The 22,105-nt window shown below is 35.1% G+C and carries 26 protein-coding genes; 11 read left to right on the top strand and 15 right to left on the bottom strand.

What is annotated here, in order from left to right; genetic code table 11:
- Nucleotides 1-25: 25 nt before the first annotated feature.
- Nucleotides 26-988 (top strand): T9SS type A sorting domain-containing protein, encoded by a 963-nt coding sequence (locus DFQ05_RS05510; protein WP_132704409.1) that lies wholly within the window; start codon nucleotides 26-28, stop codon nucleotides 986-988.
- 155 nt (nucleotides 989-1,143) lie between these two features.
- The gene (locus DFQ05_RS05505; RefSeq protein WP_132704408.1) at nucleotides 1,144-2,007 is read left to right on the top strand and encodes a hypothetical protein; all 864 of its coding nucleotides are present in this window, start codon (nucleotides 1,144-1,146) and stop codon (nucleotides 2,005-2,007) included.
- Nucleotides 2,008-2,050: 43 nt separating this feature from the next.
- On the opposite strand, the gene DFQ05_RS05500 is transcribed toward DFQ05_RS05505, so the two are convergent.
- The 3 genes from DFQ05_RS05500 to map form a co-directional block, all read right to left on the bottom strand.
- Nucleotides 2,051-2,839 (bottom strand): class I SAM-dependent methyltransferase, encoded by a 789-nt coding sequence (locus DFQ05_RS05500; RefSeq protein WP_132704407.1) that lies wholly within the window; start codon nucleotides 2,837-2,839, stop codon nucleotides 2,051-2,053.
- A gap of 117 nt (nucleotides 2,840-2,956) precedes the next feature.
- Nucleotides 2,957-3,331, bottom strand: a complete 375-nt coding sequence (locus DFQ05_RS05495; protein ID WP_132704406.1) for a GxxExxY protein — start codon at nucleotides 3,329-3,331, stop codon at nucleotides 2,957-2,959.
- A 68-nt stretch (nucleotides 3,332-3,399) separates the two neighbouring features.
- On the bottom strand, nucleotides 3,400-4,218 hold the full coding sequence (gene map / locus DFQ05_RS05490) for a type I methionyl aminopeptidase (RefSeq protein ID WP_132704405.1): 819 nt from the start codon (nucleotides 4,216-4,218) through the stop codon (nucleotides 3,400-3,402).
- Nucleotides 4,219-4,342: 124 nt separating this feature from the next.
- On the opposite strand from map, the gene DFQ05_RS05485 reads away from it, so the two are divergent.
- Nucleotides 4,343-5,608: an acetyl-CoA hydrolase/transferase family protein gene (locus DFQ05_RS05485; RefSeq protein ID WP_132704404.1), complete on the top strand. Its 1,266-nt coding sequence runs from the start codon at nucleotides 4,343-4,345 to the stop codon at nucleotides 5,606-5,608.
- A 2-nt stretch (nucleotides 5,609-5,610) separates the two neighbouring features.
- On the opposite strand, the gene DFQ05_RS05480 is transcribed toward DFQ05_RS05485, so the two are convergent.
- Entirely contained in the window at nucleotides 5,611-6,021 is a 411-nt protein-coding gene (locus DFQ05_RS05480) for a BT0820 family HAD-type phosphatase (RefSeq protein WP_132704403.1), read from the bottom strand.
- Between the two features lies 1 nt (nucleotide 6,022).
- Entirely contained in the window at nucleotides 6,023-7,540 is a 1,518-nt protein-coding gene (gene gpmI, locus DFQ05_RS05475) for a 2,3-bisphosphoglycerate-independent phosphoglycerate mutase (protein WP_132704402.1), read from the bottom strand.
- A gap of 260 nt (nucleotides 7,541-7,800) precedes the next feature.
- Between gpmI and DFQ05_RS05470 the strand changes: the two genes are divergently transcribed.
- Entirely contained in the window at nucleotides 7,801-8,187 is a 387-nt protein-coding gene (locus DFQ05_RS05470) for an ankyrin repeat domain-containing protein (RefSeq protein ID WP_132704401.1), read from the top strand.
- 54 nt (nucleotides 8,188-8,241) lie between these two features.
- Here DFQ05_RS05470 and DFQ05_RS05465 read toward each other — a convergent pair whose 3' ends face one another.
- Nucleotides 8,242-9,009 carry a M48 family metalloprotease gene (locus DFQ05_RS05465; protein WP_132704400.1) on the bottom strand — a complete coding sequence of 256 codons (768 nt, stop codon included), beginning with the start codon at nucleotides 9,007-9,009 and terminating at the stop codon, nucleotides 8,242-8,244.
- A gap of 76 nt (nucleotides 9,010-9,085) precedes the next feature.
- On the opposite strand from DFQ05_RS05465, the gene DFQ05_RS05460 reads away from it, so the two are divergent.
- On the top strand, nucleotides 9,086-9,511 hold the full coding sequence (locus DFQ05_RS05460; RefSeq protein WP_132704399.1) for a GNAT family N-acetyltransferase: 426 nt from the start codon (nucleotides 9,086-9,088) through the stop codon (nucleotides 9,509-9,511).
- On the opposite strand, the gene pepE is transcribed toward DFQ05_RS05460, so the two are convergent.
- Nucleotides 9,512-10,219 (bottom strand): dipeptidase PepE, encoded by a 708-nt coding sequence (pepE, locus tag DFQ05_RS05455; RefSeq protein ID WP_241974217.1) that lies wholly within the window; start codon nucleotides 10,217-10,219, stop codon nucleotides 9,512-9,514.
- Between the two features lie 91 nt (nucleotides 10,220-10,310).
- Between pepE and DFQ05_RS05450 the strand changes: the two genes are divergently transcribed.
- The 6 genes from DFQ05_RS05450 to DFQ05_RS05425 all read left to right on the top strand — a co-directional run bounded on the left by DFQ05_RS05450 (nucleotide 10,311) and on the right by DFQ05_RS05425 (nucleotide 16,170).
- Nucleotides 10,311-11,126 carry an Imm42 family immunity protein gene (locus tag DFQ05_RS05450; RefSeq protein WP_132704397.1) on the top strand — a complete coding sequence of 272 codons (816 nt, stop codon included), beginning with the start codon at nucleotides 10,311-10,313 and terminating at the stop codon, nucleotides 11,124-11,126.
- 89 nt (nucleotides 11,127-11,215) lie between these two features.
- On the top strand, nucleotides 11,216-12,001 hold the full coding sequence (locus DFQ05_RS05445) for a carboxypeptidase-like regulatory domain-containing protein (RefSeq protein WP_132704396.1): 786 nt from the start codon (nucleotides 11,216-11,218) through the stop codon (nucleotides 11,999-12,001).
- On the top strand, nucleotides 11,998-12,780 hold the full coding sequence (locus DFQ05_RS05440; RefSeq protein ID WP_158281894.1) for a carboxypeptidase-like regulatory domain-containing protein: 783 nt from the start codon (nucleotides 11,998-12,000) through the stop codon (nucleotides 12,778-12,780). Before DFQ05_RS05445 ends, DFQ05_RS05440 begins: the two co-directional genes overlap by 4 nt.
- Before the next feature lie 45 nt (nucleotides 12,781-12,825).
- The gene (locus tag DFQ05_RS05435) at nucleotides 12,826-13,332 is read left to right on the top strand and encodes a DUF6702 family protein (protein ID WP_132704394.1); all 507 of its coding nucleotides are present in this window, start codon (nucleotides 12,826-12,828) and stop codon (nucleotides 13,330-13,332) included.
- Between the two features lie 65 nt (nucleotides 13,333-13,397).
- Nucleotides 13,398-15,689, top strand: coding sequence for a M1 family metallopeptidase (locus DFQ05_RS05430; protein ID WP_132704393.1), 2,292 nt, complete (start codon nucleotides 13,398-13,400; stop codon nucleotides 15,687-15,689).
- Nucleotides 15,690-15,879: 190 nt separating this feature from the next.
- Nucleotides 15,880-16,170 (top strand): Sec-independent protein translocase subunit TatA/TatB, encoded by a 291-nt coding sequence (locus tag DFQ05_RS05425; protein WP_132704392.1) that lies wholly within the window; start codon nucleotides 15,880-15,882, stop codon nucleotides 16,168-16,170.
- A 14-nt stretch (nucleotides 16,171-16,184) separates the two neighbouring features.
- Here DFQ05_RS05425 and DFQ05_RS05420 read toward each other — a convergent pair whose 3' ends face one another.
- From DFQ05_RS05420 to DFQ05_RS05385, 8 genes are all read right to left on the bottom strand, one after another.
- Nucleotides 16,185-16,826 (bottom strand): O-methyltransferase, encoded by a 642-nt coding sequence (locus DFQ05_RS05420; RefSeq protein WP_132704391.1) that lies wholly within the window; start codon nucleotides 16,824-16,826, stop codon nucleotides 16,185-16,187.
- 9 nt (nucleotides 16,827-16,835) lie between these two features.
- Nucleotides 16,836-17,060: a hypothetical protein gene (locus tag DFQ05_RS05415; protein ID WP_132704390.1), complete on the bottom strand. Its 225-nt coding sequence runs from the start codon at nucleotides 17,058-17,060 to the stop codon at nucleotides 16,836-16,838.
- A 44-nt stretch (nucleotides 17,061-17,104) separates the two neighbouring features.
- A complete protein-coding gene (locus tag DFQ05_RS05410; protein WP_132704389.1) occupies nucleotides 17,105-18,235 on the bottom strand; it encodes an amidohydrolase family protein in 1,131 nt (376 codons plus the stop codon).
- Between the two features lie 31 nt (nucleotides 18,236-18,266).
- The gene (locus DFQ05_RS05405; protein ID WP_132704388.1) at nucleotides 18,267-18,803 is read right to left on the bottom strand and encodes a 3-hydroxyanthranilate 3,4-dioxygenase; all 537 of its coding nucleotides are present in this window, start codon (nucleotides 18,801-18,803) and stop codon (nucleotides 18,267-18,269) included.
- 135 nt (nucleotides 18,804-18,938) lie between these two features.
- A complete protein-coding gene (locus DFQ05_RS05400) occupies nucleotides 18,939-19,721 on the bottom strand; it encodes an SDR family oxidoreductase (RefSeq protein WP_132704386.1) in 783 nt (260 codons plus the stop codon).
- Entirely contained in the window at nucleotides 19,722-20,246 is a 525-nt protein-coding gene (locus tag DFQ05_RS05395; RefSeq protein WP_132704384.1) for a hypothetical protein, read from the bottom strand.
- An 11-nt stretch (nucleotides 20,247-20,257) separates the two neighbouring features.
- Nucleotides 20,258-21,697 (bottom strand): aldehyde dehydrogenase, encoded by a 1,440-nt coding sequence (locus DFQ05_RS05390; protein ID WP_132704382.1) that lies wholly within the window; start codon nucleotides 21,695-21,697, stop codon nucleotides 20,258-20,260.
- A gap of 1 nt (nucleotide 21,698) precedes the next feature.
- Nucleotides 21,699-22,103 carry a RidA family protein gene (locus tag DFQ05_RS05385; protein WP_132704380.1) on the bottom strand — a complete coding sequence of 135 codons (405 nt, stop codon included), beginning with the start codon at nucleotides 22,101-22,103 and terminating at the stop codon, nucleotides 21,699-21,701.
- Nucleotides 22,104-22,105: the final 2 nt, after the last annotated feature.

Genomic DNA, 22,105 nt, shown 5'->3' with positions numbered 1-22,105 from the left:
AAATAAACTCATTTAATTTTTTATTATGAAAATACGATTACTTTTATTTGGACTATTAATTTCCAAGTTTTGTTTTGCACAGATACCAAATGACGAAGTAGTTAGATACAAGTTTACAAATGCCTCACTTTTAAATGAGGCAAGTACAACTGGTCAAGGAAATTTAAGTCTTGGAGATGATTTAGCAGTATTTATTACTGGTGTGGAGAATGACTCTGGAAGCGCGCTAGAGGTTAATAATGACTTTATTTTTGCAGATAGTAATGTTAATGCCTTTTCGAAAACCTTTACAGTAAGTTTTTGGATTAGATTATCCAATACACCAAGTACTACACAAGATGTCATATTTCAATTTTTTGACTTAAACGATACAGCTCAAGTTATGTTTTCAAAAAAAGTTTTAGCTTCAGGGCAAGTAGAATTTGCATGGCAAGCAAATTTAGCGTCAAATACTAATGTTGTACCTTCACTTACAATAGGTAATTGGCATAACATTACTATGGTAGCAAGTGAGGTGAATCCTAGTTTAACAGCTTATCGTTTATTTGTCGATGGTGTTTTTGATGCTGATTTAACAGGTAGTGCCACCGATATAAGAGCGAGTTCTAACAATTATTTGGTGTATAGAAATATAGCTATATCGCCAACTGCAGGGTACCAAGATGATATTGATAATATTAGAATATACAATAGAGAATTATCAAATACTGAAGTAGCGAGTATATTCAGTGAAAATGTACTGTCGTCTAATGATTTTAGTATAAATAATTTTCGATTAAATCTTTATCCTAACCCAACATCAAACATCCTAAACATCGAAAGCAACAACCAACAAATTAAGCAAATAGAAATCTATGATATATTGGGTAAGCAACTTTTAATAGCTAATAACTCAAACATAGACGTCTCTAATCTTAAATCTGGAATTTACATACTGAAAGCTAAAACAACATTGGGGGAAGTTGTAAAGCGTTTTATAAAGCAGTAATCCGTTTTATTTAGTTTTAGTTTTGAAGAAAGAGCATCAGAAATGGTGCTCTTTTTCGGTTTACTAAAAGAATCTTACGCTTCACTAAATCACTAAATATTTAGCTCTAAAATTGAAAGATATTTGCATCATATTAATCTTTCAATATTATTAAAATGAAGACTTTTTTAAAACTTAGTATTTATCTTTTTACGTTATTTTCTTTTGCTCAAACGTCTTTTTTTGAAACTTTAAATTCTCATGGAGCAGACGCAGAATATCTTAATTTTGGTCAAGTTTATATTAATGACGACGGCAAGCAACAAGTGAATTCAAGCAAACCGCAAAAAACAACTATTGTTTTAAATGAGTTTATGGGACTCCCTGCTGGTATTAAAGTGTTTTCGCACTTTGAAGGTAAAGAACCTATAAGACGTTATAATTATGATGCTACAAAAGAACCAGTAATAGATTTTATTGGTTTTCCAAATACTTCTATGTTACATCATGGCGGATATAATAGAGGCTTTGTTGCCATAGATAACTATGTATTTTTTCTCGAAGGTATCTCTAAAGACAAACTAGATTTTAGACAAATATCTCGTGCATACGTTCTTGTGGGTACAAAGAATGCATCCTCGGAAACAAAAAAGAAAAAGAAGAAGAAGTTTGGTAAGTTTTTAGGTAAACTTAAAGATGCTACAATTAATCAAGGGCGCACAAACACAAATGCTCAACCAGAAGGCCCTGAATATGATGCTTTAATGTCTCACGATGTTAGAGAAATGATTAAATCGTATTTAAAAACCATGAAAGCCAAGCAAGATACATACGTACTAACGGAAAAAGATAAAGCTGATTTAGCAACGATAAAAAACGCAGGAATAGATTACGATAAAATGGTACAAGACAAAAACAACGCATATTGGAATAGTGCCGAAGGTCAAGAAGTGTTACGCCGTCGTCGTAAAGCTAATGCCCATATGGAAACATGCCAAAAACACAAGGAAGTGTGTGGTTCTGCTTGGCATTGGTGGTAATTATTTAATAAGAAAGAAAGGAGCAGCAAACGTTGCTCTTTTTTTATTTGTAAACCACAGGAATAATTTCGCCTTTGGCTAAGCAATATTTCTCGATATCTTCTGCGGAAAATTTCGTTGTATAATCTACTTCTTCAACCTTAAAACCTATAGAGCGAAGTTTATCAAAATAATCACGCCCATAAACACGGACGTGGTCGTATTGTCCAAATATTTTAGCACGTTCGGCTTTGTCAGTTATCGTATCGTCTTCAAAAGTAGTCTCACGATTTAAATCTTGAGGAATCTGGAAAATGCCCCAACCACCTGGTTTTATGACGCGATATAATTCTTGCATGGCCTTGGTATCATCTGGAATATGCTCTAAAACATGATTGCAAAGAATAATATCGTAACTGTTATCTTCAAATGGGAGATTACAGATGTCTGCTTTTACATCAGCAATAGGAGATAGCAAATCTGTGGTTGTATAATCGAGATGTTGTAATTTTCTAAAACGTTTTAAGAAGCATTGTTCAGGTGCAAAATGGAGGACTTTCTTCTTCTGTGCTGAACTTGTTTCAGTATCTACTTTAAAGAAATTTGTTTCATTTTGTAAATACAACCATAATAAGCGATGTCTTTCTAAGCTTAATGTAGAAGGCGATAGCACATTATTTCGTTGCTCTCCATAACCATACGGTAAAAACGATTTGAAACTTCTGCCATCAATTGGGTCTGTATAGGCATTTCCTTTTAAAAAGAATGCTAAAATGGGTCGCGCAATATAGCTTAACCTAATTAGTATAGGTCTTGGAATTGTATTTAATATGAGTTTGAAGAGTTTTTTCAATTTAATGTAGTTGACACGAATGACACGAATGACACGAATTTACACTAATCATTTTGTTTTGAAACATTATTCGTGCGCATTAGTGAAATTAGTGTCAATACTTTAGAAGGTTATATTTTAAAGCACAACTCTCTTGTACGCCAACCTATCCTCACCAAAATTAATAATCAATCCAAGTTTTAACCCGCTTACAGCTAAATAGTTTAAGGTTTGTTTTACATGATTGCTATGGATAGCTTCAACAGCTTTCAACTCTAAAATTATTTTGTCATCAATCACGAGGTCAGCACAATAGCTTTTCTTAAGTAAGGTGTCTTTGTACTTAATTTTAAATTTCACTTCTTTTTTATAAGGCACTCCATTTTGCTTTAATTCAATTTCAAGAGCTTCGGCATATACGGCTTCACTAAAGCCTTTTCCTAATGTATTATGAACCTCCATGCATAGCCCAACGATAAAATAGGCTTCATCTTTATGGATTAGTTTTGACATGAGTTTTTGAGCTAATAAATAATTGAATTATTCGTGAAAATTAGTGTAATTCGTGTCAAAAATATTAGTTAAAGTACTAAAGCTTTGTTTCTAAATTCATCTTCCTCATTACTCTCAATTCCTAATGCATCGTAGATATAAGCAAAGGTTGATAGTAATTCTGGTTTTCCATCCACGATAGCAACATCGTGTTCAAAATGGGCACTGGGCTTACCATCCAGGGTTGTGATGGTCCAACCATCTCTATGTTGTTTTATGCGATGCGTTCCTAAATTAATCATAGGTTCTATGGCTACAACCATTCCTTCAACAAATTTTTTTCCACGACCACGTTTCCCGTAGTTTGGCATTTCCGGGTCTTCGTGCATTTTACGTCCCAAACCATGCCCAACTAATTCTCTGACAACGCCGTAACCATGCGCTTCACAATGCTTTTGGATAGCAAACCCTACATCACCAACGCGATTACCAAGTTTAAATTCACGAATACCAACGTACAATGATTCCTTGGTAACATCAAGAAGTTTTTGAGTTTCAGGAGCAATTTCACCTATAGCAAAAGTATAAGCATGGTCACCGTAAAAATCATTTTTTATGGCCCCACAATCTATAGAAATAATATCGCCTTCAACTAAAGGCGTATCATTAGGAATACCGTGAACTACCTGAGAATTGGGGCTCATACATAAGGTATTCGGAAAATCGTATAATCCTAAAAATCCAGGGATTGCACCTTGGTCTCTAATACATTCTTCTGCGATTTTATCTAGTTCAAGTGATGTTACTCCGGGCTTAACCGCTTTAGCGACTTCACCTAAAGTTTTAGAAACGACCAAGGCGGCCTCGCGCATTAATTCTATTTCTTCCTTTGTTTTTACAACAATCATTTTACTCAGTATTGGTGCGCAAAGATACTAAAATTAACAAGCTGTTCTTTTTTTGTTTAAACATGATATTTGACAGCTTTCTACCTATAGCTTATCTTTATTTTTGTACAACAAAATAAGTATTATGTATAAATTAGTTTCAGCGGAAGAAGCTGTAAAAGTCATAAAATCCAACGATAAAGTATATATTCAGGCGGCTGCGGCTGCGCCTCAAAAATTAATAAAGGCCATGTCGGCAAGACATGGGGAATTGCACAATGTAGAAATATGTCAATTACACACAGAAGGTGAAGCACCTTATGCAGACCCAGCGTTAAAAGATAGTTTTCATGTCAATTCATTTTTTATTGGTAAGAATGTAAGACACACATTAAAAGCTGGTAATGGTTCTTATACGCCTGTGTTTTTAAGTGAATTACCGCGTCTTTTTCAACAGCGAATTATAGAATTGGATGTTGTCCTTATTCATGTATCTGTACCAGACCGACATGGCTATTGCTCACTAGGTGTTTCTGTTGAAGCTTCCTTAGCAGCAATTGATAATGCTAAAATTGTTATAGCTCAGGTGAATAAAAATATGCCACGTACGCATGGTGCGGGAATAATTCATCATAGCGAAATTGATTATTTTGTAGAGTCAGATGAAGAACTACCATCTCACGAAATGGCTGAGCCAACAGCTATAGAAAGCAAAATTGGAGATTATGTGGCAAGTTTAATTGAAGATAGAAGTACACTTCAAATGGGTATTGGTTCTATTCCAAATGCTGTTTTAACACGTTTAACTAACCATAAAGATTTGGGTTTACATACCGAAATGTTTTCTGATGGTGTTATTGATTTAATTCTAAAGGATGTTATTAACGGAAATTATAAAAAGATTAACCGCGGTCGAGCACTTTCAACCTTTTTAATGGGGTCTAAACGGTTGTACGATTATGTAGATGATAATCCGTTTGTAGAGATGCGAGCATCTAATTACACAAACAATACGGCTTATATTAAGCAAAATCCTAAAATGGTCGCCATTAATTCGGCTATAGAGGTAGATTTAACAGGGCAAGTCTGTGCAGATTCTATTGGCGCTAGCATGTATTCTGGTGTTGGTGGACAAATGGATTTTATAAGAGGTGCATCTTTAAGTGAAGGTGGAAAGGCAATAATAGCGTTGCCATCAGTTACTCGGAAAGGTATAAGTAGAATTGTACCAAATTTAAAATTAGGTGCAGGAGTTGTAACAACAAGAGCCCATGTTCATTATGTAGTTACAGAATATGGTATAGCTAATTTATATGGAAAAACTATAAAGCAACGCGTAAAAGCTTTAGTTGATATTGCGCATCCCGACCATCGTGAATCTATTGATAAAGCGTATTTTGAATTATTATAAACTTATCTAAATAATCCGAAAAATCCTTTTTTTGATTTTGGTTTTTCAAGAATTGGAGTTTCGTTAGTTATTAGTTGATAAACTTTTCCCCAGCCTATAAATCCTCCGATATTTCTATCATCGATAAAAAGGTCGGCATGGATTTTTGGGCTTTTTTCTGTTGAAAACTGTTCTTCAGGAAAACTTTTATTTACAGCGTAAAAGTCAATACCATTTTCTTTACAAAACGCAACCGCTTCTTCTAGTCTTTTTCCATCTCTATAGGTCCAAAGTATTAGACGATGACCGTCATTTTGAAGTCTTTTAAGTGTCTCGAAAGCAAATAGCTTTGGTTTCCCGATATTAGGATAGGCATCTTCGACGATAGTACCATCAAAATCTATTGCTAATATGAGTTTTTCTTTAAAAGACATTTTATACTAATGAATGTTGCGTCATAGCTTCAGGCTGATTTATTCCCATAAGCTTTAAGATTGTAGGCGCAATATCACCTAAAATTCCATCTTTAATGCCTGTTAATTCGTTATCAATTAAAATTACCGGTACAGGATTGGTGGTATGCGCTGTATGAGGTGTGCCGTCTGGATTAATCATGGTTTCGCAATTGCCATGGTCTGCAATGAGTATTGTTGTATAATCATTATCTAAAGCCGCAGTTACAACGTCTTTTACACATTGGTCAACAGCCTCACACGCTTTTATTGCAGCTTCCATAACACCAGTATGTCCAACCATATCTCCATTTGCAAAATTAAGACAAACAAAATCAACAGCACCTTTATTCAGTTCTGGGACTAAGGCATCGCGCAACTCGTAAGCACTCATCTCTGGCTTCAAATCGTAGGTTGCGACTTTTGGAGAATTTCTTAGTATGCGGGTTTCGCCATTAAAAGGTTCTTCTCGACCACCTGAAAAGAAAAATGTTACGTGCGGATATTTTTCAGTTTCGGCAATACGGATTTGTGTTTTGTTATGCTTCTCTAATACTTCACCCAAGGTTTCGGTTAAGTTATCTTTATTAAAAACAACGTTAATACCTTTAAAATTTTCATCATAATTGGTTAAAGTCACGTAGTGTAACTTTAGTTTATGCATTCCAAATTCATGAAAATCATTTTGCGAAAGCGCATCTGTTAATTGGCGTCCACGGTCTGTTCTAAAGTTGAAGAAAATAACAACATCATCTTCTTTTATTGTTGTTATTGCATTTCCTTCAGAATCTATATTTACTATAGGTTTAATAAATTCGTCAGTTATATTATTCTCGTAACTTTCTTGTATTGCTTTTAGCACTGATGATGTTTTATTTCCTTCGCCATTAACTAAAGCATCATAGGCTATTTTTACGCGCTCCCAACGTTTGTCTCTATCCATGGCATAATAACGACCCGTTACAGTAGCTAGCTTTGCGCTGGTTTCTTCAAGTTTTTCTTCAAGCTCAGTGATAAAGCCATAGCCCGACTTTGGGTCGACATCTCTTCCGTCAGTAAACGCATGTACATATACATGGTCTAAGCCGTTTTCTTTTGTGGCGTCCAGAAGCCCAAATAAATGATTGATATGAGAGTGTACGCCACCATCACTTACTAATCCAAGAAGATGTATGGCTTTGTCGTTTTCTTTTGCATACTGAAATGCATTTTTAAGCACTTGCTCTTCTTGTAGTGTTTTGTTTTTAACAGCGAGATTAATTTTTACTAAGTCTTGATAGACAATTCGTCCGGCACCCAAATTCATGTGACCAACTTCGCTGTTTCCCATTTGTCCTTCAGGTAATCCTACATGTAAGCCATCTGTTCTTAATGACGCATTTGGGTATTTTTTATAAAGCGAATCAATAAAAGGTGTGTTGGCATTGTCGATTGCTGAAACTTTTGGGTCTGGAGACATGCCCCAGCCATCTAAAATCATTAAGATTACTTTCTTGTTCATGGTAATTTGTAAGTGAATACCAAAGATAATACTTACAGAAGGATATCAAATTTTCAGCTTCAGAAAAAATTCATTTTATCTTTTTTTAATCGCTCTATGACTAGAATATTGTGTTCAGTAGGTTAATTGTGAAGACCTTAACATATTTGTTTACAAAGCGTTAAAGAACTGTTATTTATTAAATTTTAATGTAACGTATGTCTGTTTCTAGAGTCTTAATAGTATAACTAAAACAATTTGTCAATCAAAAAACAATAATCATGAAAAAAACAGTAACAGTCTTGGCTTTAGCATTATGCCTAACATTTCCGACAGTAAATGCATTAAATTCCGAATTAGTGTCAACTACAGTTGAAATAGTTGAAGAGAAAACAAGTGTAAGTCCTTTATGTGAAGCAGCAGCAAAAGGCGATATAGAGACAGTAAAGCAATTAATAAATAATGGGGTTAGTGTTAATCAGAAATCGAATGGCATGCTACCCATACATTATGCAGCACGATTTAATAGAGTAGAGGTTATTAAGGTGTTAATTACGTCAGGCTCAGAAATACACGCGACTTGTGATAAAGGCTTAACGGCTTTAAGACATGCCGAAAAAACAAATGCTAAAGAAGCGGCTGAGTTTCTAAAGCGTTTTAAAAAATAGTCTGCTTTATCCTAAAGCAATTATTTGAGTTAGTTAGTTGAAAAAAGCATCCATTTAGGATGCTTTTTTGTATTTTGAGATGGCTTCTCTGATTTTTTGAATTCTATTTTCTGGGTCTGGATGAGTACTCTGAAATTCTGGTACACGATTTGGTCCAGCAGCATCTTTTAAAATCTGCATGACACCAATCATTTCCTCCGGATTATAACCCGCTTTTATCATAAATAAAACACCAAGCTCATCACTTTCTAGCTCATCATCACGTCCGTTGGCTAAAAGTTTCCCTTGGCCATATTGTTGGGCAACGGCTCCAAAATCTATGGCTGAAGCGCCCATAACTAAGGTTTGCCAAAATTTTGAATCTGTAATCCTCTCGTTAGAATGTTTACCTAATACATGACCAATTTCATGACCTAAAACACCAGCCAATTGGTCTTCGTTTTGTAGTTTAGAAAAAAGTGCATAAGTTATGAAACACTGTCCGCCAGGAAGTGCAAAAGCATTTATAGTTTTGTCATCTGCCAAAAGATGAAAATCGTATTTGTAAGGTGTATTTTTTGCAATGCTATTGTTTACTAGTTTTTGCCCTACATTATCTACCAGAGCTTGATAGCGATTGTCTGGATGTAAGCCACCATGTTGCTGAGCCATACCTGGAGCACTTTGTAAACCTATTGCAATTTCTTGTTCAGGCGAAAGAGATATTGCCTGTACGCGTCCTGTGTAAGGATTGGTTTCTTGTTGACTGCAGCGTCTAATAAATGCAAAAACAACTACTGCAAGTCCGATGAGTAATCTGACTTTAAAATTACCTCTTCTCATATCTAGAATGATTTAGCTTTCTAAAATACAAAAAGTTCATTTATTTTTAGAAAATCGTTAATTAGCTATTTTGATTATGAATTTTACATTTCAAATAATTTCTAGTGAAAAGATATCTGATGTTATTCCTCTAGTTTTTAAATTAAATCAAGAGCGTATTTCTAAAGCTGTATTAAATGAAAGATTTAATGAGATGGTAAAGCAGAACTATGAATGTGCTGTAATTTACGACGATGACAAAATTATAGGCGTTACAGGACTTTGGTTTTGTACAAGACACTACGCAGGTAAATCTGTAGAATTAGACCATGTTTATATTTATGAAGATTACAGAAGCCAAGGATTGGGGAAACAGTTTATGAAGTGGATTACTGATTATTGTAAATCTAAAGGGTGTAACTCCTTAGAATTAAATACCTACGTTAATAATTACCCTTCGCATAAATTTTATTACAATGAAGGTATGGAGATTTGGGGCTACCATTTTTTTAGGCACCTTTAATTATTTCAGAAAGCTCAAGTCTGTATTAGGTTTAATTTCATAAGGCGCCTTATTGTAAAAGAAGATTCTAGCGTTTAATTGTCCCCTAAGAATTATAGATTTGCCTTTAACTTCAATCCAACTTCCTTCACGTAGTCCAATAACTGGTTGTGTATTAAATTTATGAAATTCTTTTATTCTCGTTTCTCTAGTTTCTCCCATATGGGTACTTCCTTCGATTGGGTCTAAATAATGTGGGTTTATGTTAAAAGGCACAATACCTAAAGTTTTGAAGCTCGGAGGATAAACTATTGGCATATCGTTAGTTGTGTTCATTGTTAATCCACAGATATTACTGCCTGCGCTAGTTCCAAGATAAGGTGTCCCACTTTCAATTACTGCTTTAAGCGGCAGTAGTACGTTGTTTTTATAAAGCTGATTAACCAGAACAAAAGTATTTCCGCCACCAGTAAAAATACCTTTGGCATTGTTAATTGCATCAACCGGATTGTCATACGCGTGGAGTCCAGAAACAGTCTTATCAATTTTCGAGAATGCCGTCTTAACTAGACTTGTATAGTTATCATAAGAAATACCGCTTGGTCGAGCATAAGGAATAAATAGAATCTCTTCTGTATGGCTAAAATGAGTTTTTAATGTGTCCATTAGATACTCAAGGTAATCACTACCATGAATTGTAGATGTACTAGCTATAAGTGCAGATTTCAAGACGATATGTATTAAATTATTTAACGCAAAAATAAGTTTTTATAATATGAATTGTCCTAGTTATAACTTATCTTAAACTAAAATTATGATTATGAAAAAAACACTACAACTAATACTTCTCTTCTTATCCTTATCGGCATCAGCTCAATTAATAAGAGTAGAAATTAAAGGACAAATTATTGTAGAAGGTGACGACCTTGAAGGGATTACTATTTTTAACAAAACATCTGGTCAAGGTACCATCAGTGATGCCCAAGGTAATTTTTCTATAAATATTAAAGTAGGAGATGTGCTTCAAGTTAGGGCATTGCAATATCAAGATTTTAATATTGTTATTAATGAAGCGATGATTGCATCTAGACGATTAAATGTATTCCTAATCCAAGAAATTAATCAGCTAGACGAAATTGTATTAAGCAATAAAAAAGTAACAGGAAATCTTGTTACAGACCTTGAAGCTGTACCAACGTTTACGCCAAAAATGGATGCCATTTATTTTGCGGTTAAACAAGAGCCACAGCTTAACGAAAGCCGTTCGGAGTTTATTAGAAACAATATTAATTTAACCAATGCTACATCCCAAAATAAGCCGTTAGTCAATGGGTTAAATCTAGTAAATGTCGTAGACCAACTATTATTACCTTTATTTCGTTCGGAGGTTGAAGATAAAGACAAAGTAGGTGTGCCAGAAGTGCCAGTAGAAGCTATTAAGTATTATTTTGGGTCAGAGTTTTTATCGGACAATTTCGGGATTCCAAAGCATAGAGTAGAAGAATTTATTAGATATGTAGAGCGAAAGGATTTTGATTTTAGCCTGCTTAATTACGGTAGAGAGCTAGAATTTCTAGAATTACTAAACAAAAAAAGCATAGAGTTTTTAGAGAAAGAATCAACAGATAAGGACTAACAGTTAAATTGAATTAACAAAACTTTACCAGTAACTTATTACGTTTTTAAGATTTCAAAAACGATTTTTACGGTACTAACTACCAAAAGATGAAAACCCTTTTTAAGTCAATTATCCTAATTTTTACTTTTTCTTTTGGGTATGGACAAGATATTGAGCGTGTAGAAATTAATGGACGTATAAATGTAGATATCGAGGACAAAGAAGGTATAACCGTTTATAACCAAAGCTCTAATAAGGGTACAATAACCGATGAGAACGGCACTTTTAAAATATTAGTCGCTGAGAACGATATTATAGCCTTTGGCGCTTTACAATTTAAAGATTTTACGATTAGGATTGACGATAGAATAATTAAGTCCAGACAAGTATCTGTAAGACTTGTAGAAGAAGTTAATAAACTAGATGAGGTCATTGTTTTGCCCTACGATTTATCGGGTAATCTTAATGTAGATGTCGAAGCCGTAAGAACATATAATGTGGATATGGCAGAAGTTTACAAAGGTGAAGAAGATTTCGATGACTATAAATTCTCTGCAGATAACAAGACAAAAATAGACGACCCTTTGCTTGATGAAAATCGATTTAGAAACGGAATAAATTTTGTAAATCTATTTGGTTTATTAGTAAAGAAAAAGAATAAACCTAAAACAGAAATTGAAAAGCTAGAAGCTAAACAAAGTCCTATAGCAAAAAGATACACGCCAAAATTTTTAGAAACGACGTTTAATATTCCTTTAGACTTAACAGAATCTTTTTTAGTTTATTTAGAAGACAGAGGCTACGATAAATTACTTTTAGAACTTAAAAACGAGATGTATTTAATAGAGTTCCTAGAAAAAGAAAGCCAATTATTTTTATTGCGTCAAAAGTGAAAAGGGTTCTTCTTATTCTCATACTTTTTAATAGTTATTTTTACCTTAATGCACAACTGAGACCATTAAAAGGGTCGGTCAGTGCTAAAGATGATGTAGAAGGTATACATATCTTAAATAGAACCTCGGCAAAATATACTGTAACCGATATTGATGGAAGTTTCGAAATTTTGGCCAAAGCAAATGATACACTTGTATTTTCTGGCTTAAAATATCAAATAAAAGAAGTAATAGTTAATTATAGTCTTATAGATAACAATAATTTGTTGGTTCTTTTAGAAGAGAAGATTAACCAGTTAGACGAGGTTACGGTAGGTAAAGTACTAACAGGTAATATTGGCTCTGATATTGGTAATGTGGAGCTTAAAGAAGAAGTTAAGTTTTATGATTTGGGTATTCCTGGTTATACAGGAAAGCCAAAAACTATCGAAGAGCGCAAATTAGCAGATGCGGACGGAGGAGGTCCTATATACACTGGACTTGGAGTTAATTTTCACAAATTGTTAAATCGGATTAGTGGTCGCACAAAGCGCCTTAAAGAGCAAGTAGAGTTGAGCGAAAAAGATAAATGTATGAAACGCATGAAAGACTTTTATTCAGAATCCTTATTCGGAAAGATAGAATTCACCGAAACTCAGAAAACAGATTATTTCTACTTTTGTATGGATGATGAATCGTTTAAGGCAATTTGTGAGCGTAATAATCCGTCTGAAACCATACCATTTTTAAAGAAAAAATTAGCAGCATATCAACTAAATTTAAATTCAGTTAAAAATTAAATTGGCATGGGCTTTGCCAATGTAAGATGACATTAAAATTATAAAATGAAAAAATTAAAATACATCTCCCTTATATTGCTATTTTTCGTATTAAGTTCTTCCACCCAGAAGCATGAATACTATGTTAGTGTTACTAAGATGGAGTACGTTAAAAAACAAAAATCCCTTCAAATTATTAGTCAAATCTTCATTGATGATTTCGAAAAGCTGATAAGACAACGTTATGACGAATCTATAACTTTGGCTATAGCTAATGAATCTAAAATGGTAGATACCTACATAGAAAAATACTTAAAATTCAAATTAGACATTAAGATTAATACCTCAGATAGAGATTTCAACTTTATCGGAAAAGAATACAGAGACGACATTGTCTATTGCTACTTAGAAATTGAAAATGTAGAGACCATTAAAACGCTAGAAGTGAAAAACGAAGTCCTTTTTGATGTCTACCCAGAACAACAGAATATTCTTCGAACAAAGATTAACGGTAGAGATAAGAGTTTTATTCTCATTTCAGAGAATAACAAAGCCGTGTTAAACTTTGACTAATTTCTGTTAAAATATCGTCAATTTTGCTACTTTAGGCATCATTTTTAAAACACCAAACCTTTATTATGAAGATTTTTAAACACGTCTTACTTGGACTTTTATTTGTTTCAGCAGGTGCATTTGCTCAAGATGCTGAAAAGAAAGAAAAACAACAAGGACACACTAATCAAAACAAATTCAAACAGTTATATGATGAATTTGCCACGCCTAATATGTTCCGTACAGGTTCTGGAGCACCAGGACCAGCGTATTATCAGCAGCAGGCCGATTATAAAATGGACATCGAATTAGATGATGACAAGGCAAGACTGTATGGCTACGAAACAATAACCTACACAAACAACTCACCAGACGAGCTTAAATATTTATGGGTTCAATTAGACCAAAATATGAGAGCTAGAGACTCCAAAACACCACTAATTAATAGTAGTGGTATTGGTCCAGCTACAACACCTTCAAGATTAGCTACAACTTATTTACAGGAGCGTTTCGATGGTGGGTTTAATATCCAAGAAGTGTCAGATACTAATGGTAAGCCATTACCTCACATGATTAATCGAACCATGATGCGCGTAGAGCTACCAAAAGCCATGAAAACAGGAGATAAATTCTCTTTTAACATTAAGTGGTGGTATAACATTAATGACCACGTTAAAGATGGCGGTCGTTCGGGTTACGAGTATTTCGAGGAAAACGATAATAGAATCTACGTAATGGCCCAGTTCTATCCACGTATGGCTGTTTATAATGATGTTGAAGGTTGGCAAAATTCTCAATTCTGGGGAAGAGATGAGTTCGCACTACCTTTTGGTAATTTCGATGTAAATATCACCGTACCTGCCGATCATATTTTAGATGGTACAGGATATTTAACTAATAGAGAAGAGGTATTCTCAAAAGAGATGATGAAGCGCTATAAGAAGGCACAGAAATCTTACGACGAGCCGGTTTTAATTGTCACGCAAGAAGAGGCAGAAAAAGCAGAAAAGTCTAAGAGTAAAGACAAGAAAACTTGGAAATTATCTGCACAAATGGTTCGTGATTTTGGTTTTGCCACATCACGAAAATTTATATGGGATATGATGGCTGTAAAGTTAGATACCAAAGATGTCATGGCGGTATCTTTATACTCCAAAGAAGGAAACCCACTTTGGGGCGATTGGTCTACAAAGGTTGTGGCAAGTACATTAAAGAGTTATTCTCGTATGACCTTCGATTATCCTTATCACAAAGCTATTTCTGCACATGCACCGATGGGTATGGAGTATCCAATGATTTGCTACAATTTTGGACGTCCAAATAAAGACGGCACATATTCTGACCGTGTAAAATTTGGTATGATGGGTGTAATTATCCACGAGGTTGGTCATAACTGGTTTCCAATGATTGTTAATAGTGATGAACGTCAATGGACATGGATGGACGAAGGTTTAAACACATTTGTACAGTATGTAGCAGAGCAAGATTTTGGTGAGTGGTATCCTGCGGCGTTATCTCCAGGGCAAACAAAATATCCGTCTCGTCGTGGACCTGCAAAAAATATTGTTAGATATATGGGCGGAAATCAAGATTTTATTGCGCCAATTATGACCAAAGGTCTAAATACCTATCAGTTTGGCTCTAATGCTTACTCTAAACCAGCTACAGGACTTAATATTTTAAGAGAGACAATAATGGGTCGCGAGTTGTTTGACTATTCATTTAAAGAATACGCAAACCGATGGAAGTTTAAACATCCAACGCCAGAAGATTTTTTCCGTACCATGGAAGATGCATCTGCAGTAGATTTAGATTGGTTCTGGAGAGGTTGGTTCTACACAACAGATTACACCGACATTGGTATCAAAGAAGTAAAGAAGTTTGCGGTTACAACAAACCCTACCGAAGAAGGTAAGAAGCTTGCGGAACGTTATAATATAGACCCTAGTAACCTTGTGTACTTTGTAGAAGAAGGAAACGATGGTTACGACGAAGCGCTAAAGGCTGGTGAAATATCGGATTTGCCAACGGTAAAAGAATTTGTAATGGATAATTTTACGCCAGAGCAACGAAAAGAAATGAAATCTCCAAAATACTTCTATCAAGTTACTTACGAGAAGCCAGGCGGATTGGTAATGCCAATAATTGTGGAGTACACTTATGCAGATGGCACTAAGAAAAGGGAAACCTTCCCGGCGCAGATATGGAGACTTAATGATAAAGAGGTGTCTAGAGCTGTTGCAAGTGATAAAGAAATTGTGTCTATACAAGTTGATCCTGATTTAGAAACCGCAGATGTAGATACGTCTAATAATGCTTGGCCAAAAGAGGTTAAAGAAAGTGAGTTTGACCAATTTAAAAACAAGATTAAAAACTAAATAACCTTTTTCTAAATATTAAAGCCGACTTTAACTAGTCGGCTTTTTTAGTGAAACTCATTTTTCACAACTTGAAAAATGTTTAGTTGTCCTGAAACTTAAAGGTAAAAGTGCTTTATTATGATGTCTGTTGTAAATAAATAATACATTCCCTATAACAGTTGTATTGTAAACTCCATATATTTGCATTATGCTTAGTCAACCCACATTATTATTTATCGGCGGTACCGAAGTGATTTTTATACTATTTATTGTAGTAATGGTATTTGGTGCAGATAAAATTCCTGAAATTGCTCGAGGATTAGGCAAAGGTATGCGCGCGCTAAAAGATGCAACAAACGACATTAAGCATGAGGTCACAAAAAGTGCTCAAGAAAATGGCGTAATCGATACCGAAGTGACTCAAAGTATCAATGAAGAGCTTAATAAAGTACGTGATGAGGTTGAAGATTTTGCAGGTTCTGTAAAGCGTAACAAGTAATTCTTTTCTTAACTTTATAACTTTCTGCTAATCGTTAGCCCATCTCTTATAGGCAGAACCACAGTTTCAATCCGTGAATCATTCTTTAGAAGTGCATTATAATCCAAAACAGCCTTCGTGGATACATCTTTGGGATTAAGTTTTTCAACTACTTTTCCATGCCAGAGAACGTTATCGGAAAGAATTATTCCACCAGGCCTCATTTTATCAATTATTAAATGAAAGTAATTGCTATAGTTAGGCTTATCGGCATCTATAAAGGCTAAATCAAAAGTAGAATTTAGTTGTGGAATAATGTCTATGGCATTACCAATATGTTGAATAATTTGATGTCCATATCCAGACTTATCAAAATACTTTCGTTGAAAATCTTCTAGTTCCTCATTAATATCAATAGTATGTATTGTTCCATCTTTTTGTAAGCCTTCTGCCAAGCAAAGGGTAGAGTAGCCTGTAAAAGTTCCTAGCTCTAATATAGAGCTAGGATTAATTAATTTAGAAATCATGCTTAAAACGCGTCCCTGATACGGTCCGCTGAGCATAATTGGCTGTAAAATTTTTTGATACGTTTCTCTAGTGAGTTGTTGCAGTAATTCTGGTTCTTCTTCAGAGTGAACAACGATATAAGCATCTAATTTTTCAGGTAAAAAATGCATCTATAACAGTTAAGCTTTAGATTCGGTGTTTTGCTTTGCGATTTCTTCGGTTTCTTTAGAGCTTCCAACAAAGAATAAAACAGCGCCGATAACTACCAAGCCTATTTTAATGGCCCAGGCAGGAGTTTCTCCAAGCTCGTCAATCATACCAAAGAGTCTTAATGTTAAACCGAAATAAGGTAAAATAATTAAAGCTAAACCAATAAGAATAGCGTAAATACCGATTTTTTTCATAATTATATAAATTGATTAGTTTCGATAAATATAGAAAATTCTGTTTAACTCAAAATTCGTTTTACTAATTGGTCTTTGGCCTTTTGGTCATCACCACAAAGCCATTGAATAACGTTGTCTTCCCAAATGGCATCGCGCTCATCTTCGTTAATAATATTACGCTCCATGGCTAAATCTAAAATTTTACCTGGATATGAGGATTGCTGAGTACTCTCCATTTCGCCCAAAGGATAAGGGTCATCTAGCCCCATTAAAACTTGTTTAGACCCTTGATTTTTTATCAATAACTCCAAAGAGCCCGTGTCATGAACTAGTGTATCAAAAAATATATTTTTGTGTCCCACTGCTTTCCGAGGATGTATTTTTCCTTCGAATAAATCTGGACGACCATCAAATCCTTGGATACGTCTCCCTAAGTTAATCTGAGCGAGCTGACCGCCGTGCGCAAAGCAAATACGCATATTAGGGTATTTTGCATAATACCCATTTAAGGTTAAAAAATGATAAGCATCTGCACATTGGGCTAACATCCAAATAAGGTGAAAACGCCAAGAGGTATTTTCTAGTTTTATAAATTTTTCGCCATCATAAGGATGGATTTCGATGGCTAAATTATACTTATTCGCTAATTCGAAAATTGGCTCATTTTCTTCGTCAAATATGCAACGCCAAGTGCCAATAGTGTCCATGTAGTGTGTTGGTAAACATAGTAAACGCATGCCTAAAACTTCTACACAACGTTCAATTTCCCAACAGGCACCACGAACAAATCCAGGATGTACCACAAAACCAGTGGTGAATTTACTAGGGTTCTCATGCTGAATTCTTGCATTAAAATCATTTTGAAAACGCAAGGCTTGCTTCATTTCTTCAAGGCGCAGACCATTACCATAAAGTTGCGACAGATTAAGTACAACAGCATGGTCAATTTTAAAATGCTCCATCCACGCCAATTTCTCGTCTAAGAAGAAACTGGAATCTGTAATTGGACGATTCCAATCCTTTTGTAGCATGAATTTTCGGTCTTTATCTACCCAGAAAATACCTTTGTCTTTCATAAACTGAGGAATTTCCTCGGGATAAGGAAGTAGGTGAGAGTGCCCGTTTATTCTAAGTTTTCGAGCCCCATCTAACTTCCCCAAAGGGGAAGGATTATTTTTGTTTTCTGAAATCATAGTACGTTTGAGTTTCTTCCCTTTGGGAAGATTAAGATGGGCTTTTTACTTTTTTTGGAGGTTGCATTATTGCATTGCAATTTGGGCATGTGCGTTTATCAGAGTCGCCATAATATTTGTCAAATATTTTTGGCATATCGGTTTCTATATTATCTAGTGTAAAATCTTCTTCGTAAAGTTTTGTTGTACAGTTTTCACAAAACCATAAAAGGGCATCTTTTACTCCTTTTTCCCTAGGATATTCAATGACCAAGCCTACTGTGTTGGCGCCACGTTGAGGTGAATGTGGTACTTTTGGTGGTAATAAGAAAATATCGCCCTCTTTAATATGGATATCTTTGGGCGTTCCTTTATCAATAACTTTTAGAACAATATCGCCTTCAATTTGATAGAAAAATTCAGGTGTCTCATTATAATGATAATCTTTACGGCTATTTGGTCCTCCAACGACCATAACAATATAATCACCATCTTTCCAAACAACCTTATTACCTACTGGCGGTTTTAGTAAATGTCTGTTTTCTTCAATCCAAGCTTTAAAATTAATTGGTGGATATAATTTACTCATAATAAAGGCCCCTTTTAATTTCCCCTAAAGGGAAAAACTCTTTTTGGGAATAAGAGTTAATTTTTATTACAGAATTAGATAAATATAGCACTTTTTTTGCGCAATAATTCCTCCCTTTAGGAGGATTAAGGTGGGCTATAGAGATTTTGTTCGTCCTCCATCAACAGGAAGATTTATTCCATTAATGTATGCTGCTCTCGCGCTTGCTAAAAACGTTATGGCATAAGCTGTTTCTTCTGGCTTAGCAAAGCGCTTTGCAGGAATTGCGTTTTGCATGGCTTCTTTGGCATCATCAATACTACTGCCTGATTTTTCAGATTTATTTTTAATAATCTGTGATAACCGTTCGGTAGCTGTAGCGCCTGGTAAAACATTATTAACAGTGATTCCAAATTGACCCAACTCATTAGCCATGGTTTTACTCCAATTTGCAACTGCACCTCTAATGGTGTTACTAACACCTAGACCATCCAAAGGTTGTTTTACAGATGTAGAAATCACATTTATAATTCGCCCGTAGTTTTCTTCTTTCATAAAAGGTACTAAAGCCTGAACTAAAATATGATTGCATTTTAGATGTTGTGTGAATGCAGACTCAAACTCTTCAATTTTTGCTGAAAAAATAGGCCCACCTGATGGTCCACCTGTGTTATTAATTAGAATGTTAAAGCCGTGATTTTCCGAAATATAACTTTCGATTTTTTCTTTTAATTCTGAAGGATTTGAAAAATCGGCAACAATATAATTATGGTTGCGATGCTGAGGTAGGTTGGCTAATACGGCTTTGAGTTTGTCTTCATTTCTTGCAATCAAAGTAACATTAACACCTTCTTCGGCTAAAGCCGAAGCAGTAGCTTTGCCTATGCCTGCGGTGCTTCCACATACTAACGCGTATTTGTTGTTGAGTTCTAAATTCATTTAATTGACAAATTTGAAACTGCTAAACATTTTATCAGCTGATTCTACATACTTGTCGAATTCGGCAGTTGTACTGGTAAAGGTAAAAACATAACCCTCGCCACCTCTGACAAATGCTACTTGTTTAAATTTTAAAATCATATTATTGCCAAAATCAGCAGACCAAATGATTTCTTGTACATCTAAACCATTTATTTTTTTTGATTCATTAGAAATAATTTTGGCAGTTGGAATTTGGGAAGTAATCTGGTCCAAGGATATTTTGGCATACTCCGTTGCCGTCATCTTTTGACCTTGTAGCGACTCTGAAGATAAATTAATATTTTCTCTGAAGCTATCCGAAATCTGAGAAGACGCATCAGAAAGAATCATAAATTTAACTGCTGGCTGCATTTTTTGTTCGCTGATTTCCCATGTTGCATCGTAATCTATAGTTAAATTATCTTTTGTATAAGTTTTCATCTCTTGTGCAAAAGCAAAGGTCGTTGTAATGCAAAGAGCTAGGGTAAGTATTCTAATTTTCATAATTATTTGATCTAATATTTAATACATATGTTTTTTGGTTCTGTAAAAAAACGAAGCGCTTCAAAACCACCTTCTCTACCAATACCAGAGGCTTTTATACCACCAAAAGGTGTTCTTAAATCGCGCATCATCCACGTGTTCACCCAAACAATACCAGCTTGTAATTGATTACTCATCCGCATGGTTCGTTTTAGGTCATTCGTCCAAAGCGTTGCTGATAAACCGTATTTCACTTTGTTAGCCATTTCTAAAACTTCATCTTCTGTTTTAAAAGGCATTATGGTGACGACTGGACCAAAAATTTCTTCTTGGTTAACGCGACATTCATTACTAGAGACTTCGATTACCGTAGGTTCTAAATAATAGCCATTTTCATAACCATTTACAGTCACTTCATTTCCGCCACATAAAACAGTTCCGTTTTCTTCTTTAGCGACATCAATATACGTTTTTACTTTTTCTAGATGCGGTTTTGAAACTAAAGCACCAATATTAGTATCTGAATCTGACGGATGACCAACTTTAAGCTGCTTCACTTTTTCGACAAAATCGGCTTTAAATTTTTCATATATCGACGCTTCTACAAAAATACGACTGCCACATAAACAAATTTGCCCTTGATTGGCGAATGATGACCTTACCGTGGTATTGAGCATGTCGTCGTAATCGCAATCGTCAAAAATGATATTTGGGTTTTTTCCGCCTAATTCTAAAGATAATTTTTTAAACAGTAGCGCAGCGACTTTTGCGATATGTGCGCCTGTTGCTGTTCCGCCAGTAAAGGAAATAGCTTTTATGTCTGGATGTTCTACGATGGCTTGTCCGGTTGTTGTACCTAAACCATGCACGATGTTTAAAACGCCTTTTGGCAATCCAGCTTCGTCACAAATCTCTCCTAAAAGATAAGCTGTCATCGGTGTGACTTCACTTGGTTTGGCAACCACACAATTGCCTGATGCAATGGCTGGAGCTATTTTCCATGTAAATAAATAGAGCGGCAGATTCCATGGTGAAATACAACCAACAACTCCAATGGGTTGGCGTAAGGTATAATTGATAGCATTTTGCCCAACGCTTTCGTGACTTTCACTTGCAAACTGAGTTATGGCATTGCCAAAGAATCTGAAATTACTTGCTGCTCTTGGGATATCTACTGCCTTAGCCAAAGAAATGGGTTTACCATTGTCTTTACTTTCTGCTTCAGCAAAACGGTCTAGATTAGCTTCTAATAATTCTGAAATTTTGATTAGGATTCTACTACGTTCTTCCAGAGTAGTTTGTGACCAACTTGGAAAAGCAGATTTCGCAGCAGTGTATGCGTTTTCTACATCAGATCTTGATGAATTGGGGATTTGTCCATACACTTCACCATTCGATGGATTGTAGTTATCAATCCATTCATTTGAAGATGGTTTTACAAATTCGCCGTTTATGTAGTTTTTTATATTCAAATTATTCAGGTTTATAAGCCATCACCTTAATTTCAATCACTAAATCTGGATGTGGTAATTGATGCACAGCTACTGTTGTTCGAGCTGGGCCAGTTGCTACATCAAAAAATTCTGCATAAGCTCTATTGTAATCTGCAAAATCATTCATATTAACTAAAAATGAGGTCACATCTACCACATCTTTAAGGCTGGCGCCTTCCTTTTCGAGATTGCGATTTATGTTTTTTAAGACTTCTTGAGTTTGTGTGTAGGCGTTGAGTTTTTTTGTACCCATCTCGTCAATGATATCTACTCCTGCAATGGTGTTGTCTGGTCTGCGAGAACTTGTGCCAGACACAAATATAAAATCACCCACGCGTTTTGTGTGTGGATATGCGCCTCTTGGTGTTACTGTTTTTTCACTCATAA

Origin of the sequence: Winogradskyella wandonensis (assembly GCF_004346845.1) — a bacterium.
Taxonomy (GTDB): Bacteria; Bacteroidota; Bacteroidia; order Flavobacteriales; family Flavobacteriaceae; genus Winogradskyella; species Winogradskyella wandonensis.
This window is presented reverse-complemented; position numbering and strand designations above follow the sequence as displayed.

Coding starts and splice junctions, on each gene's coding strand:
- DFQ05_RS05420 (WP_132704391.1), bottom strand. CDS start 16,826: ATGCATTTTTTACCTGAAAAATTAGATGCTTATATCGTTGTTCACTCT.
- DFQ05_RS05405 (WP_132704388.1), bottom strand. CDS start 18,803: ATGAGTAAATTATATCCACCAATTAATTTTAAAGCTTGGATTGAAGAA.
- DFQ05_RS05450 (WP_132704397.1), top strand. CDS start 10,311: ATGAAAAAAACACTACAACTAATACTTCTCTTCTTATCCTTATCGGCA.
- DFQ05_RS05505 (WP_132704408.1), top strand. CDS start 1,144: ATGAAGACTTTTTTAAAACTTAGTATTTATCTTTTTACGTTATTTTCT.
- DFQ05_RS05410 (WP_132704389.1), bottom strand. CDS start 18,235: ATGATTTCAGAAAACAAAAATAATCCTTCCCCTTTGGGGAAGTTAGAT.
- DFQ05_RS05510 (WP_132704409.1), top strand. CDS start 26: ATGAAAATACGATTACTTTTATTTGGACTATTAATTTCCAAGTTTTGT.
- gpmI (WP_132704402.1), bottom strand. CDS start 7,540: ATGAACAAGAAAGTAATCTTAATGATTTTAGATGGCTGGGGCATGTCT.
- DFQ05_RS05495 (WP_132704406.1), bottom strand. CDS start 3,331: ATGTCAAAACTAATCCATAAAGATGAAGCCTATTTTATCGTTGGGCTA.
- DFQ05_RS05435 (WP_132704394.1), top strand. CDS start 12,826: ATGAAAAAATTAAAATACATCTCCCTTATATTGCTATTTTTCGTATTA.
- DFQ05_RS05485 (WP_132704404.1), top strand. CDS start 4,343: ATGTATAAATTAGTTTCAGCGGAAGAAGCTGTAAAAGTCATAAAATCC.
- DFQ05_RS05465 (WP_132704400.1), bottom strand. CDS start 9,009: ATGAGAAGAGGTAATTTTAAAGTCAGATTACTCATCGGACTTGCAGTA.
- DFQ05_RS05415 (WP_132704390.1), bottom strand. CDS start 17,060: ATGAAAAAAATCGGTATTTACGCTATTCTTATTGGTTTAGCTTTAATT.
- DFQ05_RS05470 (WP_132704401.1), top strand. CDS start 7,801: ATGAAAAAAACAGTAACAGTCTTGGCTTTAGCATTATGCCTAACATTT.
- DFQ05_RS05425 (WP_132704392.1), top strand. CDS start 15,880: ATGCTTAGTCAACCCACATTATTATTTATCGGCGGTACCGAAGTGATT.
- DFQ05_RS05395 (WP_132704384.1), bottom strand. CDS start 20,246: ATGAAAATTAGAATACTTACCCTAGCTCTTTGCATTACAACGACCTTT.
- DFQ05_RS05480 (WP_132704403.1), bottom strand. CDS start 6,021: ATGTCTTTTAAAGAAAAACTCATATTAGCAATAGATTTTGATGGTACT.
- DFQ05_RS05385 (WP_132704380.1), bottom strand. CDS start 22,103: ATGAGTGAAAAAACAGTAACACCAAGAGGCGCATATCCACACACAAAA.
- DFQ05_RS05460 (WP_132704399.1), top strand. CDS start 9,086: ATGAATTTTACATTTCAAATAATTTCTAGTGAAAAGATATCTGATGTT.
- map (WP_132704405.1), bottom strand. CDS start 4,218: ATGATTGTTGTAAAAACAAAGGAAGAAATAGAATTAATGCGCGAGGCC.
- DFQ05_RS05430 (WP_132704393.1), top strand. CDS start 13,398: ATGAAGATTTTTAAACACGTCTTACTTGGACTTTTATTTGTTTCAGCA.
- DFQ05_RS05445 (WP_132704396.1), top strand. CDS start 11,216: ATGAAAACCCTTTTTAAGTCAATTATCCTAATTTTTACTTTTTCTTTT.
- DFQ05_RS05400 (WP_132704386.1), bottom strand. CDS start 19,721: ATGAATTTAGAACTCAACAACAAATACGCGTTAGTATGTGGAAGCACC.